We start from the raw sequence: 16,725 nt of genomic DNA on the forward strand, positions 1-16,725 counted from the left end.
CTTTGGTCGAGCGCCACGAAAGCTTGCGCACCACGTTCAGCGAGCACGGCGAGCAAGCCGTTCAGGTTATCCACCGGCAGATGCCCCTGAGCATCGCTGTCGAGGCGCTGCCTGCTGGTTCACCGATCAGCGAGGACGCGCGCATCAAGGCATACGTCGAAGGCGAAACCGCGCGTCCGTTCGATTTGCGCCAGGGGCCGTTGCTGCGGGTTTCGCTGTTGAAAGTCGCCGAGGACGACCACGTGCTGGTGCTGATCCAGCATCACATCATTGCCGATGGCTGGTCGATGCGCGTGTTGGTAGACGAACTGGTGCGCTGTTACGCCGCCGACACAGACGGCCAGCCGCTTGTATTGCCGGAGCTGCCGGTGCAATACGCCGACTACGCCATCTGGCAGCGCCATTGGCTGGAAGCCGGCGAGCGTGAGCGCCAGTTGGCCTATTGGGTGCAGACCCTGGGCGACGAGCAACCGGTGCTGGAGCTGCCGTTCGATCATCCGCGTCCCCCGGTGCAAAGCCTTCGTGGCGCGCGGCTGGATTTGACACTGGCGCCGGAGCTGGCTGCCTCGCTGAAACAACTGGCCCAGCGAGAAGGCGCCAGCCTGTTCATGGTTTTGCTCGCCTCGTTCCAGGCGTTGCTGCACCGCTACAGCGGCCAGCCGCAGATCCGCGTCGGCGTGCCGACGGCGAACCGCAACCGGGTCGAGACCGAAGGGCTGATCGGCTTTTTCGTCAATACCCAGGTGCTTAACGCCCACGTCGATGGGCAGCAGCCATTCGACGGCTTGCTCGCCCAGGTCAAGCAAGCGGCCATGGCGGCCCAGGCCCATCAGGATTTGCCTTTCGAGCAACTGATCGAGGCGTTGCAACCAGAGCGCAGCCTCAGCCACAGCCCGATCTTCCAGGTGATGTTCAACCACCAGAACGCCGATGCTAAGGGTCGCCGGCAGACGCACCTGCCGCAACTGCGCGTCGAGGACCTGACGTGGGAAGGGCGCACCGCCCAGTTCGACTTGACCCTCGGTACCTACGAAACCGAGCAGGGCATCGTTGCGGAGCTGACCTACGCCACCGACCTCTTCGAACCGCAGACCATCGAGCGCCTGGCCGCGCATTGGCAAAACCTGCTGCAAGGCATTGTCGATGCACCCCGCCAGCGGGTCGGCGAACTGCCGCTGCTCGACCCGGCGCAACAGCGATTCACGCAACAGCAATGGCTGCGCGTCGCCGACCACGGCGCCGGAGCCGTGTGCGTGCACCAGCGCATCGCTGAACAGGCGCAGCAGAACCCCGACGCACTGGCACTGACCGTGGACGGACCATCCCTGAGCTACCGGCAATTGGACGCCCGCGCCAATCAACTGGCCCACCGCTTGATTGATCTGGGCGTGTCCCCTGGCGAGCTGGTGGGCATCGCGGTGGAGCGCAGCATTGAGATGATTGTCGGCCTGCTGGCGATCCTCAAGGCCGGCGGCGCCTACGTACCGCTGGACCCGGCGTATCCCGAGGATCGCCTGGCCTACATGATCGAAGACAGCGGCATCGGGTTGCTGCTGACCCAGGCCCGTTTGCAGGCGCGATTGCCGATCCCGTCGACGCTCCGGACCCTGCTGCTCGATCAGCGGGACGCCGCGCTGCAAGAGGCTCCGAAAACCTGCCCGGCCGTATCGCCGACCGGCGAGCACCTGGCCTACGTCATCTACACCTCCGGCTCCACCGGCAAGCCCAAGGGCGTGATGGTGCGCCATGGTGCGCTGAGCAATTTCATCACCAGCATGATCGCCCAGCCGGGGCTCGCGGCCAGCGATCGCATGTTGTCGCTGACGACCTTCTCCTTCGATATTTTCGGCCTGGAAATCTACGGGCCGCTCTGCGGCGGGGCCAGCATCGTCCTGACCGGGCAGAACGTGCATCAGGATCCGCAAGCGGTGCTGGCGCTGGTCGAGCATCACGACATCAGCGTGCTGCAAGCCACGCCGTCGAGCTGGCGCATGCTGCTCGACCATGAGCGGGCATCGGTGCTCGCCGGCCGGACATTCCTGTGCGGCGGCGAAGCCTTGCCCCAGGAACTGGCGCAGCGACTGCTGGCGCTTTCGCCAAAGCTCTGGAACCTCTATGGCCCTACCGAAACCACCATCTGGTCGGCCGCGCATCCATTGAGCCCCGAGCGCGACCGGCCGTTCCTTGGCCAGCCGCTGGACAATACCGCGCTGTACATCGTCGGCGGCGACCTGACCCTCAATCCGCCCGGCGCGCCGGGTGAGCTGCTGATCGGCGGCGCCGGCCTTGCCCGTGGTTATTTCCAGCGCCCGGGGCTGACCGCCGAACGCTTCGTACCGGACCCGTTTTCCACCGCCGGCGAACGGCTGTACCGCACCGGCGACCTGACCCGCTATCGCCCCGAAGGCGTGGTCGAATACCTCGGCCGCATCGACCATCAGGTGAAGATCCGCGGCCTGCGCATCGAACTCGGGGAAATCGAAGCCGCGCTGCTGGCCCAGGACAGCGTGCGCGAAACCGTGGTGGTCGCCCACGAGGGCCCGACCGGTGCGCAACTGGTGGGCTACGTCGTGCCTGCCAGCGGCGCGGTGCCGGAGCCCGATGCGCCGTTGCGCGTCGCGCTCAAGGCAGCCCTCAAGGCGCAGTTGCCGGACTACATGGTCCCGGCGCACCTGTTGTTCCTGGCCCGATTGCCACTGACACCCAATGGCAAGATCGATCGCAAGGCCTTGCCGGCGCCCGACGCCAGCGATCTGCAACAGGCCTACGTGGCGCCTCGCAGTGAGGTCGAGCAACAAGTCGCGGCGATCTGGCAGGACGTGCTCAAGCTTGAGCGCGCGGGCCTGGAGGACAACTTCTTCGAATTGGGCGGGCATTCGCTGCTAGTGACCCAAGTGGTCTCGCGAATCCGTCGGGTGCTGGGCATCGAGGTGCCGCTGCGCAGCCTGTTCGAACACAGCACCTTGCAGGCGTTTGTCGCAGCCTTCGAGGCCACGCCAGGCGAACAGGCCCCGGCAATGGTGCCGGTGCCTCGCGATGCGCCACTGCCGCTGTCGTTTGCCCAGGAACGCCAATGGTTCCTGTGGAAAATGGACCCGGACAGCGCCGCCTACAACATCCCCACGGCCCTGCGGATGCGCGGCACGCTGGACAAGGATGCGCTGCGCGAGAGTTTCGCCGCGCTGGTGGCGCGTCACGAAAGTTTGCGCACCGTATTCGCCGAAGAGGATGGCCGCACCTGCCAAGTCATTCGCGAACAGGGTGAGGTCGACTTCGTCGAGCAGCGCCTGGAAGAGGATGAGATCCAGGCCTTTGTCGAACAGCAGACACAGCGCCCCTTCGATCTGTTGACTGATTCATTGCTGCGCGTGGCACTGCTGGAGGTGGATGAGCAGGATCACATCCTGGTGCTGACGCTGCATCACATCGTCTCCGATGGCTGGTCCTTGCAGGTGATGGTCGATGACCTGATGAGCCTGTATTCGGCGTTCGTCCAAGGCCAGCAAGCGCATCTGCCGCCATTGGCGATGCAATACGCCGACTACGCCGTCTGGCAGCGGCAGTGGATGGCGGCCGGTGAGCGGGATCGCCAATTGGCCTATTGGTCCGGGCAACTGGGCGGTGAGCAACCGCTGTTGGAACTGCCCACCGACCGTCCGCGCCCGGCGCAGCAAAGCCTGCGCGGCGCACGCCTGCCGATCAGGCTGGACGCTGCCTTGAGCGCGAACCTCAAGGCCCTGGCCCGACGGGAAAACGTCACGCTGTTCGTGCTGTTGCTCGGCTCTTTCCAGGCGCTGCTGCACCGCTACAGCGGCCAGGCCGACATCCGCGTCGGCGTGCCGATCGCCAACCGTCAACGACTGGAAACCGAGCGACTGATTGGTTTCTTCGTCAACACTCAGGTCCTGCGCAGCGAGTTTCACAATGGGCTGACCGGCGCCGCTCTGTTGCAGCAGCTCAAGCAGACGGCCCTGGCCGCGCAGATGCACCAGGACATGCCTTTCGAGCAACTGGTGGATGCTTTGCAGCCGCAGCGCAACCTCAGCCACAGCCCGTTGTTCCAGGCGATGTTCAACCACCGCAACGAAACCGATTCGGCGTTCGCCAATGCCTTGCCGGACCTTTGCGTCGAGCCCCTGGGCTGGACGCAGCGTACCGCGCAGTTCGACCTGAGCCTGGACACGGTCGAGGGCCCGCAGGGCTTGCACGCGGCCCTGACCTATGCGACGGATCTGTTCGAGCCGGCGACCATCGAGCGCATGGCCCGGCATTGGCTCAACCTGTTGCACGAGCTGGTGCAAGACCTGCATCGCCCGGTGGTGCAGTGGGCGCTGTTGGATGAGGACGAGCGCCGGCACATGCTCAGCGACTGGAACGCGACGGCGCAGCATTACCCGCTCGACCGCAGCGTGCAAAGCCTGATCGAGGAGCAAGTGCGCCGGACCCCGGACGCGCCTGCGCTGGTCTTCGGCGAGCAGCGCCTGAGCTACCGTGAACTCAACGCCCGGGCCAACCGTTTGGCCCATCGGTTGATCGACCAGGGCGTCGGCCCCGACGTGCTGGTGGGCATCGCCGTGGAGCGTTCCGTGGAGATGGTGCTGGGGCTGTTGGCGATCCTCAAGGCCGGCGGCGCCTACGTGCCCCTGGACCCCGAATATCCGCGCGATCGCCTGGCCTACATGTTCGAAGACAGCGGCATCGGCTTGCTGCTGACCCAGCAACACCTGCTGGATGCCTTGCCGATCCCGGACGGGCTGCGCAGCCTGGTGCTGGACTCGCCCGATGACGGCTTGTACGCCAGCCGCGACGGCAATCCCGATATCGAAGTCCATGGCGAAAACCTGGCCTACGTCATCTACACCTCTGGTTCCACCGGCAAGCCCAAGGGCGCAGGCAATCGCCATAGTGCCCTGGTCAACCGGCTGTGCTGGATGCAACAGGCCTATGGCCTCGATGCCTCGGACAGCGTGCTGCAAAAGACACCGTTCAGTTTCGACGTGTCGGTGTGGGAGTTTTTCTGGCCGCTGCTGACCGGTTCGACGCTGGTGGTGGCCGCGCCGGGCGCCCACCGTGACCCGGCGCAGTTGATCGACTTGATCACGGCCCATGGCATCACCACGCTGCACTTCGTGCCGTCAATGCTCCAGGCGTTTATGCAGGACCCGCGCGTGGCCGAATGCAGCGGTTTGAAGCGGATCGTCTGCAGCGGCGAAGCGCTGCCGGTGGATGCCCAGCAGCAGGTGTTCGCCAAATTGCCGAACGCCAACCTGTACAACCTCTACGGCCCGACCGAGGCGGCCATCGACGTCACTCACTGGACCTGTGTCGAGGAGGGCCGCGACAGCGTGCCCATCGGCCAACCGATCGCCAACCTCGGCACCTACATTCTCGACGATGAATTGTCGCCGGTTCCGGTGGGGGTGACCGGCGAGTTGTATCTGGCGGGCGAAGGGCTGGCGCGGGGTTACCACCGACGCGCGGCGTTGACCGCCGAGCGCTTCGTCACCGGGCCGTTCGGCCATGGTCAGCGCTTGTATCGGACCGGCGATCTGGCGCGCTATCGCCCCGACGGCGTGATCGAATACGCCGGGCGGATCGACCATCAAGTGAAGATCCGTGGCCTGCGCATCGAGTTGGGTGAAATCGAAGCGCGCCTGGCCGAACACGATGCCGTGCGCGAAACCGTGGTCCTGGCCCAGGACGGCACGCTGCTGGTGGCTTATCTGGTGCCGGCGCGCGCCGAGCTGCTCGCCGCCGATGGCGCCGTTCGCCAGGCGCTGCAAGCACGCCTCAGGGAACATCTGAGCCAATCCTTGCCCGACTACATGGTGCCGCAACACTGGGTGTGGCTGGAAAAAATGCCGGTCAGCCCCAACGGCAAGCTCGAGCGCAAGGCACTGCCCAAGGCCGAGCCGAGCGCCCATCCCCAGGCCTACATCGCAGCCATGACGGCGCAGCAGCAGACGCTGGTCGATATCTGGCAAAGCGTGCTTGGACGCGAGCGCGTGGGTGTGACCGACAATTTCTTCGAACTGGGCGGCGATTCGATCATCTCCATTCAGGTGGTGAGCCGGGCCCGGCAGGCCGGCCTTCATTTGAGCCCCAAGGACCTGTTCCTGCACCAGACCATCCAGGGTTTGGCCGGCGTGGCGACAACGGGAGACGGCGGGCCGGTCATCGACCAGGGCCCGGTGACAGGCGAGGCGCTGCTGCTGCCGTTCCAGCAGTTGTTTTTCGAGCAGGCCATGGCCGAGCCCCATCACTGGAACCAGTCGGTACTGCTCAAAGGCGTGCGGCCGGTGCACGCCGGGCATCTGGAGCAGGCGTTGCAGGCCGTGGTCGAACATCACGATGCGTTGCGCCTGGCCTTCACCCATGAGGATGGCGCCTGGATCGCTCGCCATAACACCCTGGCCGATCAACGTGCGTTGTGGCAACGCTCGCCGCTGTTGTGGGCCGCCGAGGTTCCCGACGCGCCGGCCCTCGAACGCCTGGCCGAACACGCTCAGCGCAGTCTTGAACTGGGCAGTGGCGCGCTGCTGCGCGGTGTCCTGGCGACCCTGGCCGATGGCAGCCAACGGTTGTTATTGGTGATTCATCACCTGGTGGTGGACGGCGTGTCCTGGCGGGTGCTGCTGGAAGATTTGCAACAGGCATACGACCAATTGCAGGCCGGCCAGATGCCGACGTTACCGGCCAAGACCACGTCTGCACAGACTTGGGCGCAACGGTTGCAGGCCCATGCCAGCAGTGCGGCGTTGCAAGGCCAAGTCGCTTACTGGCAGGCGCAACTGGACGGCGCTCGCCCCGACCTGCCTTGCGACTACCCCCACGGTGATTTGCGTAGGTGTCATGGGACGCAAGTCCAGACGCGGCTGGACAAAGCACTGACACGACGATTGTTGCAGCAAGCCCCCGCGGCCTATCGCACCCAGGTCAACGACCTGCTATTGACGGCGCTGGCCCGGGTGATCGGCCGCTGGACTTCCCAGGCGTCGACCTTGATCCAGTTGGAAGGCCATGGCCGCGAAGCCCTCTTCGATGATGTGGACCTGAGCCGCAGCGTGGGTTGGCTCACCAGCCTGTTCCCGGTGCGTCTGACCCCGACGGCGACCGCCGAAGGCTCGATCAAGGCGATCAAGGAGCAACTGCGGGCGATCCCCGACAAAGGGCTTGGCTTCGGCGTGCTGCGTTATCTGGGCGATGAACCGACGCGTCGTGCCCTCGCGGCACTGCCGGTGCCGCGCATCACCTTCAATTACTTGGGGCAGTTCGACAGCGGCTTCAACGAAGCGGCCAATGGGCTGTTTGTCCCGGCCAGCGAATCGGCGGGCGCGGCGCAAAGTCCGTTGGCACCGCTGGATAATTGGTTGACTCTCAATGGCAGCGTCTATGCCGGTGAGTTGAGCATCGATTGGAGCTTCAGCACGCAGATGTTCGACGAAGCGACGATCCAGGCGCTGGCAGAGGATTACGCTCGGGAATTGCGGGCGCTGATCGACCACTGTTGCCAGACCGAACGCCACGGCTTCACGCCGTCGGACTTCCCCCTCGCCGGGCTGAACCAGGCGCAATTGGACGCGTTGCCGCTGGTGGCGCGAGAGGTGGAGGACCTTTATCCGCTATCGCCGATGCAGCAGGGCATGCTGTTTCACACGCTGTACGAGCAACAGGCCGGCCACTACATCAACCAGATGCGCGTGGAGGTCCAAGGGCTGGACGTCGAACGCTTCCGCCTGGCCTGGCAGGCGGCCACGGATACCCATGACGTGCTGCGCAGCGGGTTTGTCTGGGACGGCGATTTCAAACATGCATTGCAGGTGGTGTACAAGCGCGTCGACGTTGTGTTGCAGCTTGAGGACGGGCGCGCAAATGCTGACCTGGCTCACTGTCTGGAAAACCTCGCAACGGCCCAGCGCCAACAAGGGTTTGCCCTGGACGCGGCGCCGTTGTTGCGGTTGGTGGTCGTGCGCGTGGCGGACGATCGTTATCACCTGATCTACACCTGCCATCACATCCTCATGGACGGCTGGAGCAACTCGCAGTTGCTCGGCGAAGTGCTGCAACGCTACAGCGGGCAGTCCGTTGCCGTATCGGGCGGTCGTTATCGGGACTACATCGCCTGGCTGCAATGCCAGGACGCGGCGGTCAGCGAAGCGTTCTGGAAACCTTTGCTGCAACGCCTGGAGGCGCCGACGCGGCTGGCTGACGCGGTGGCCAAACCCACGGACGCTGGTGTTGGTTATGGCGATCATGTGCAGGTGCTGGACGAAGCCCTGACCCGTCGCCTGGAAGCCTTCGCGCGTGCCTCGAAAGTCACGGTGAACACGCTTGTGCAGGCGGCGTGGTTGCTGCTGTTGCAGCGCTACACCGGTCGGGAAACGGTTGCCTTCGGTGCGACGGTGGCCGGTCGTCCGGCGGACCTGCCTGGCATCGAGCAGCAGATCGGTTTGTTCATCAACACCTTGCCGGTGATCGCCAGCCCTCGGGCCGAGCAGTCTTTGGACAGCTGGCTGCAAGCGGTGCAAGCGCAGAACCTCGCCTTGCGCGAGTTCGAGCACACCGCGTTGCTGGACATCCAGCGCTGGGCCGGGCAGGGCGGCGACGCGTTGTTCGACAGTTTGCTGGTGTTCGAGAACTACCCGATCGCCGAGGCCCTGGAGCAGGGCGCACCGGACGGTTTGCGTTTTGGTTCGCCGATCACTCAGGAGCAGACCAACTATCCGTTGACGCTGTTGGTGGGGCTGGAGCGGCAGTTGTCGGTGCATATGAGTTATCAGCGGGCGAGTTTCTCGGCGGTTACCGTGGAGCGGTTGGCGGGGCATTTGGCTCAGTTGCTCGGACAGATGACGGCTAATGGCGAGCGCCCGTTGGGTGAGCTGTCGATGCTGGAATTCGATGAACACCAGCGCCTGATCCATGACTGGAATCCGGTGGATGCGCCGTTCGAGCAAGACCTATGCATCCATCAATTGATTGCCCGCCAAGCGGAAAACACCCCGGACGCCTTGGCGGTGACGTTCAATGATATTCGCCTGAGCTACAGCGAACTCGACGGCCGCGCCAATCGTCTGGCCCATAAACTGATCGAGCTGGGCGTCGGCCCGGAAGTGCGCGTGGGCGTGGCGATGCCGCGCTCCGAGCAACTGCTGATCGCCTTGCTGGCGGTGCTCAAGGCTGGCGGCGCGTATGTGCCGCTTGACCCGGATTACCCGGCCGAACGCGTGGCCTACATGCTCGACGACAGTCGGGCGAAGGTGCTGTTGACCGAGCAGGCTGTGGCTTTGACGGCGCCGACTGGAACCCGAGTATTGATCCTCGATCAACTCGACCTTTCACGTTATCCATTGAGCGCACCGGTTACTCACGTTTCAGCGGACAACCTCGCCTACGTCATCTACACCTCCGGCTCCACCGGCAAACCTAAAGGCGTGGCCATCGCCCACCGCAACGTTCTGGCGCTGATCGACTGGTCGAAAACCGTCTACAGCCGCGACGACATCCAAGGCGTGCTGGCCTCGACCTCGGTGTGTTTCGACCTGTCGGTGTGGGAGCTGTTCGTGACCCTCGCCAACGGCGGTTCGCTGATCATCGCTCGCAATGCCCTGGAACTGCCGCACCTGCCGGCCCGCGACCAGGTGCGCCTGATCAACACCGTACCCTCGGCCATCGCGGCGTTGCAGCGCAGTGGGGATATCCCGCAGAGCGTGCGCATCATCAACCTGGCCGGTGAGCCGCTGAAGCAAAGCCTGGTGGATGCCCTCTACCCAACACCCCTAACCTGTGGGAGCGAGCCTGCTCGCGAAAGCGGTGGGTCAGGCAATCCGATGCAAACTGACAGGACGCCTTCGCGAGCAGGCTCGCTCCCACAGGGGATTGAGCATGTCTATGACCTTTATGGCCCATCGGAAGACACCACCTATTCAACCTGGACCCGCCGCACCCAAGGCGGCACGGCCAATATCGGTCGCCCACTCAAGCACACCGCCAGCTACCTGTTCGACGCCAACCTGCAACCGGTCCCTCAGGGCGTGTCGGCTGAGCTGTACCTGAGCGGCGCGGGCATCACCCGGGGTTACCTTGGCCGCGCGGCGATGACCGCCGAAAAATACGTGCCCAACCCGTTCTCCACCACCGGCGAACGCCTGTACCGCACCGGCGACCTCTGCCGTTACCGCGCCGACGGCGTGCTCGAATACCAAGGCCGCATCGACCATCAGGTGAAGATCCGCGGGTTCCGTATCGAGCTGGGGGAAATCGAGGCACGACTGCTGCAACAGCCCGAGGTCAAGGAGGTGGCGGTGCTGGCCCAGGAAGGGCCGGGCGGGCAGCAACTCGTCGCCTACGTGGTGGCCTCGCTGGACGCCGACACCCTGCGCGATCCACTCAAAGCCCGCCTCAAGGAACATCTGCCCGACTACATGATCCCGGCGCACTGGCTGTTCCTCGATCACCTGCCGTTGACCCCCAACGGCAAACTCGACCGCAGGGCGTTGCCGGCTGTGGAAACCGGGGCGATGCAAAACGGTTACGCGCCACCCGCAAGCGAACTGGAGCAACAGATCGCCGACGTCTGGCGCGAAGTCCTGGAAGTGGACCAGGTCGGTCGCAACGATCATTTCTTCGAGCGCGGCGGTCACTCATTGCTGGCGACCCAGGCCATCTCTCGGCTGCGCAAACTCACGGGCTATCCGCTGAGCTTGCGTGATCTGTTCGATCATCCACGCCTCAGCGCATTGGCGGCGCTGATGAGCGGGACCGGTGATGCAAGCGTGCGCGCCGGCGACTCCAGCAAGGTCCGGCTCAAGGCCCACGGGCCAAGGCAATCGGCTCCGCTGTCGCTGGTGCAACGGCGGTTGTGGATCGCCGAGCAGCTGTCCGGTGGCACTTCGGCGTATGGCATGCCCATGGCCCTGCGCTTGTGCGGCGAGTTATCGGTCGAACGCCTGATGAGCAGTTTTGCCGAAGTGACGCGCCGTCACGCCGTACTGCGCACCGCGTACGTCCAGGACGACGAAGGCGATCCGCTGGCGCTGATTGCCGACGAAGTCCGGTTGGATTTCCCGCTGGTCGATCTCTGCGATCTATCGCCCGGTGCCCAGCTGGAACAGGTGGCCCAGGCGACGCTGGATAATGCTCGCACGCCGATCGACTTGGAGCAGGCGCCGCTGCTGCGTGGGCGAATCCTGCGCCTGAACCCCACCGAACACGTGTTGTTGTACGCCATGCACCACATCATTTCCGATGGCTGGTCGATGGGGCTGTTGATCAACGAACTGGTGCAGATCTACGAAGCCGCTTCGCGCCATGAACCGATGCCGCTGGCGCCGCTGGAGGTCCAATACCATGACTTCGCCCTCTGGCAACAGGCGTTGGAAGAGCAAGGCGTTCTGGCGCGCCAGGCCGACTATTGGAAGCAACGGCTCGATGGCTACAACGGGCGTCTCGACCTGCCGCTGGACAACCCTCGTGGGCAGACCTCGTCGTATGAGGGCGATGCGTTGCAGTTCGAACTGTCTGCCGACCTCAGCGCGGCATTGCGGCGGCTATCGAGCGAAGCCGGCGTCACGCTGTACAGCACGCTGCTGGCCTCGTTCCAACTGTTGTTGCATCGCCTCTGCGCCGCGCAGGATCTGGTGGTGGGCGCTGACGTGGCGGGGCGCGAGCAACCGGAGCTGGAGCGCTTGATCGGCTTCTTCGTCAACGTATTGCCGCTGCGCTCGCGCTTCGATGCGGGCATGACGTTCACGCGGTTCCTGGCCCAGACCCAGGACGACTTGCTCGGCGCGCTGGAGCATCAGGACTTGCCGTTCGACCAGATCGTCGATGCCTCGGGCGTGCCTCGTCACAAAGGCATGAACCCGTTGCTCCAGGTGCTGTTCGTGATGAACAACGTGCCGGTGCGCACGCGCTCCATGGCGGGCTTGAGCGTGGAGTTCCTGCCAGCGCTGCAGAACCATTCTAAATTCGACATGGCATTGTTCGTTGACGAAGAAGAAGGGCAATTGCGCGGTAATTGGCAGTTCGCCACACGCTTGTTCGGACATGGGCGCGTCCAGTACCTGATCGGGGCCTGGACGACCCTGTTGGAACAGATCGTCGCTGATCAGGATATTCAATTGGGAGCTATCAGCATGCCAGTCGACAACGTGGCGACATCCGCCACGCCTGCCAACGTCCCGGGGCCCAAGGCCGACAAACTGGGCAAGTTCCTCAAGCGATCGGCGACACCGGCCGCGCGGCCGCGTCCGGCGCTGGTGCGTGAATCCCTGGTGGCAGCGCCACAGCGGTTCCCATTGATGCTGGAGCCCGGCGACCCGCACCTCGACGTTATCGAGTGGATCCGGCAAAACCGGCCATTGATCGAGCAGAAGCTGGCCGAACACGCTGGCATCCTCTTCCGTGGTTTCGAGCTGGACGGCATCCAGGGTTTCGAAGCGTTCGCCGAAGCGATTCAACCGGGGTTGTACGGCCAGTACGGCGATTTGCCGAAAAAGGAAGGCGGCAAGAACACCTACCGTTCCACGCCATACCCGGAACGCAAGATGATCCTGTTCCACAACGAGAGCTCCCACCAGGATCGCTGGCCGCGCAAGCAGATGTTCTATTGCGAGCAAGCGGCGCCCGTGGGCGGCGCGACCCCGGTGGTGGACTGCCGCCTGATGTACGAAAAACTGCCGGCGGACCTGCGCGAAAAATTCGAGGACAAGGGGCTGCTCTACGTACGCACCTTCACCGACAAACTCGACGTGTCGTGGCAGCACTTCTTCAAGACCGAGGATCGCCGCGAAGTGGAGGCCCGTTGCCGGGCCGGCGGCATCCAGTGGCGTTGGCTCGATAACGATGAATTGCAAACCCGTACGCCAGGGCCGGCAATCATCACGCACCCGATCACCGGGGAAAAATCTTTCTTCAACCAAGTGCAGTTGCATCACATCCATTGGCTGGAGCCGGACGTGCGCCAGGACCTGTTGTCGATGTACGGCCTGGACCGCATGCCCCGGCATGTCTACTACGGCGACGGCACACCGATCGAAGACGAGGTGATGGCGCGTATCGGTGAGTTGTACGAAGCCTGCGCGGTGCGTTTCGACTGGCGCAAAGGCGATGTGATCCTGCTGGACAACATGCTGGTGGCCCATGCCCGCGACCCGTTCGAAGGGCCACGCAAGATCGTGGTCGCCATGGGTGATATGTACGACCACGCCAGCCTGCAACGGCCCGCGACCGTCGGGCAATCCGCCCGGGGCGTATTCAGTACCGAGGAAACCGGAGCATGAACGAGGTGATGATGGACGTGCAGGACGCGGGTTTCGCCCTGGCGCCCGAGCAGCAACGGGTCCTTGAGCAATTGTCGGGCACGGTGACCACTGGCGAGGCCTTGCGTTGGGTAAGCGTGGCTATCGACGGCGACCTTGACCCGCAGCGATTGCAGGACGCTTTCGACAGGGTGGCGACGCAGCAGCCGATGCTGCTGGCGCGGTTTGTCAAGGTCGCAGGTTTCCACGGCTTGCGTCAGGTTGCCCAGGCCGGGCGCTTCCCGCTGACGATAAACGCAAGCGAACAGCCCGTTGAAGAGGTCCAGGCACAGTTCAACGAAACCCTCGGCCGGGCGTTCGTGGTCGGCGAATCGGCTGGCGTCCAGGCGGTGCTTTATCGTTTGGCGCCACGGCAATGGCAATTGCTGCTGGGCATCGCCCGCTACAGTGCCGATGCGCCATCGATGAACCTGCTGCTTGGACAGGTACGGCAAGCGTATGCGGGCCAGTGCTCGGAAGACGAAGCGCCGGGAGAGTTCGCCCAGTACCTGGAATGGCGCAGCGAAGTGGTCCTGGATGAAGATGCCGCCACCGCGCGAACCTATTGGCAGCAACATCTGCAAGGTTTGCAGGCGCAGATCGACACGCCATGGCTGGCGGCACGCCGCGCCGGCAGCGGGACCGCCGATGCCCGTGTTTCATTGGAGCTGGAACCGGTCCGGCGCGATGCTTTGCAGCGCTTGGCCGATGAGCTCGGGCAACCGTTGGAGACGTTATTGCAGGGCGCATGGTGGGTGCTGCTGGGACGCCTGAGCGGTTCCGATCAGGCACTGGTGGGCGTGCGTCACGACAGCCGCAGCGATTACGACTACTTCGCCAGCGCCATTGGCGTGTTCGAGAAGACCCTGCCGCTTTGCGTGCAGTTGCCCCCCAACGCGCCGTTCAGTGAGTGGCTGGTGCAGTTGGCGGCGGGCCTTGAGGCGCATCGCACCTGGCAGGAATATTGGGTGCCGGAACTGGCACCTTACGCGGCGTATCCGGCCTATGGCTTTGCGATCGGTCGAGCAAGTTTCGTCCACAGCGACGCCGGTTTGAAGTGGAAGGAGTCTTTGCCTGTCCGGACCGATCCGCTTGAGCTACTGCTGCAGGTTCGATTGGAGGATGCCCAGCAGCTTGCCGCGATCGACCTGCAATACGCCGACGCTCGTTATTCGAAAGCCACCGCCAGCACCGTGTTGGAACAATACGACGTGCTGCTGGCCTCTATTCTGGCGGATGCGCAAACGCCGCTGGCGCAGCTCAACCTGCTGGGCCACAGCGAGGAACAGCGCTTGCGCGCGATCAACCCGCCGATGCAAGTATTGGGCGATAACCGCTATCTGCCGCAACGCATCGCGGACCTGGCGCTACGGACGCCGGAGGCCATCGCGCTGACCGACGCCCACCAGTCCTTGAGCTACGGCCAGTTGAATGAGCAGGTCGAACGCGTGGCCCTCGGCCTCCAAGAGCAAGGCCTGGGTAAGGGCTCGATCGTCGCCCTGGCCTTGCCGCGCTCGGCGGATCTGGTGATCGCGATGCTGGCGGCATGGCGCATCGGTGCGGCCTATCTGCCGCTGGATATCCAATGGCCTCAGGCCCGTCAGGCGTTGATGTTGGAGCAGGCGGGCGCCGAAGTGGTGGTCACCGATGCGGCGCACCTGCCGGCGTGGCAGGACCCGCCATGTAACGTGCTGACGTTGGCCGGGCTGAGTCCGTCGAGCGAGCCCTTGCCGGCGCTGGCGACCAAGGGCAACGACACCGCCTATGTGTTGTTTACGTCCGGCTCCACCGGTGTGCCCAAAGGCGTGGTGATCGAACATCGGCAATTGCTCAACTACACCGCCCAGGCCAGCCAGGCGTTGGCGCTGGATCAGTGCACACATGTCGCCTTCAGCTCCACCGTGGCGGCGGACCTGGGCAACACGGCGCTGTTTGGCGCGCTGTTCAATGGCGCGACGCTGCACGTTGCCAATGACGAGCAGATGCAGGACGGCGCGTTGTTTGCCGCGTTCATGCGGCGGCAACAGATCGATTGCCTGAAAATCGTGCCATCGCACCTCGCGGCATTGCTCGACAGCGAGCAGGCGACATTGCCGCGTACCCTGGTGCTCGGCGGTGAGCCGATTGCGCCGACATTGATCGAGCGCATCGCTCGGTTTCGTAGCGATTGCCGAGTGTTCAACCACTACGGGCCGACGGAAGCCACGGTCGGGGTGATGATCCATCCGGTGTCGCTGGAGGGTGCCGCTGAGGATTGTTCGGCGCTGACCCAGGTGCTGGGCAACAATCAGGTTTATATCCTGGATGCTGATTTACGCCTGGCACCGGTGGGCGTGCCGGGTGAGTTGTACTTGGGCGGGGCGCAACTGTGCCGGGGTTATCTGAACGCCGGGGCCGATGGACAGACGTTCATCCAGAGCCCGTTCGATGCGGCGCAGCGCCTCTACCGCACGGGTGACCTGGCGCGTTATCGCCCGGACGGCGGCATTCAACTGCAGGGGCGGCGCGATCAGCAGGTCAAGGTGCGGGGCTTCCGTATCGAACTGGCGGAAATCGAAGCCCAGCTGCTGCGCCTGCCACAAGTAACCGAGGCGCTGGTGGTGCCAGCCACCTCGGCCGAGCAAGGTTTGCTGGCATTTATCGTGGCAGCGCAAGGCTTGCCTACGGATGTGCTGGACACCGTGCGCGCCGAGCTGAGCGCACGCTTGCCCGGCGTGATGGTGCCGCAGCATTGGCACCTGATCGAACGCTTTCCACGGCTGGCCAACGGTAAGATCGATCGCCAGGCGTTGCAGCACTTGGCCGTCGCGACGAGCGATGAAGAGGGCGTCGCACCCCGTGATGGACTCGAACAATTGCTCGCTGCGCGCATGGCCCAATTGCTTGGGCTCGAACGGTTGGGCATCGATCGCGACTTCTTCGCGGCCGGCGGTCACTCGCTGCTGGTGATCAAGTTGGTGGCCGGCATTCGCAAGCTGTTGCAGTGCGACATCCATCCGGGACTGGTCTTCGATCATCCGACCGTGGCGTCGCTGGCGACGGCCTTGCGGGCGGAGGAGAACAGCCCGGGACAACTGGAGAAAATCGCCCAGGCCCGCCTGCGCTTGGAGGCGATGAGTCCCGAAGAAAAGGCTCGACTGACCGAACAGGCTCGGCAACAGCAGGCGGCCAAAGCGGCGCAGGGTCGTTGATCTGAGAGAAACGCAGTGCAGAGGGTCCCTGGCGGCGTTCCCACGCGAAAGCCTGGGAACGATGCTCAACCAACAAAAGGCCGACGCCAGCACGCGTCGGCCTTTTTTGTAACTTTCGTGCAAATGATAAATAAACTCATTCCGGTTTTTCCAAGGTGCTTCGTCTTACTAAGGAATGCGGGCGAATCGGCTCGGGCAAGGCAGCCCAGGCGCCGGTTGTGTCCAGAAAACATGTC

At 64.1% G+C, this 16,725-nt stretch carries 2 protein-coding genes (1 of these 2 running past the window's edge); both read left to right on the forward strand.

The features are described 5' to 3' along the window. Positions 1 to 13,280: the 3' portion of a non-ribosomal peptide synthase/polyketide synthase gene (locus J3P76_RS08415; RefSeq protein WP_434701736.1), read on the forward strand. The gene continues 283 nt to the left of window position 1, outside the view; only the last 13,280 of its 13,563 coding nucleotides appear in the window; its start codon lies beyond the left edge, outside the window; the stop codon is at positions 13,278 to 13,280. Beyond that, complete coding sequence (locus tag J3P76_RS08420) at positions 13,277 to 16,489, forward strand: non-ribosomal peptide synthetase (protein ID WP_434701737.1); 3,213 nt, start codon at positions 13,277 to 13,279, stop codon at positions 16,487 to 16,489. The genes J3P76_RS08415 and J3P76_RS08420 overlap by 4 nt, the downstream gene beginning before the upstream one ends. Positions 16,490 to 16,725 lie beyond the last annotated feature (236 nt).

The sequence above is a fragment of the Pseudomonas sp. D1-36 genome, assembly GCF_051132205.1.
In the GTDB taxonomy this organism is placed as follows: domain Bacteria; phylum Pseudomonadota; class Gammaproteobacteria; order Pseudomonadales; family Pseudomonadaceae; genus Aquipseudomonas.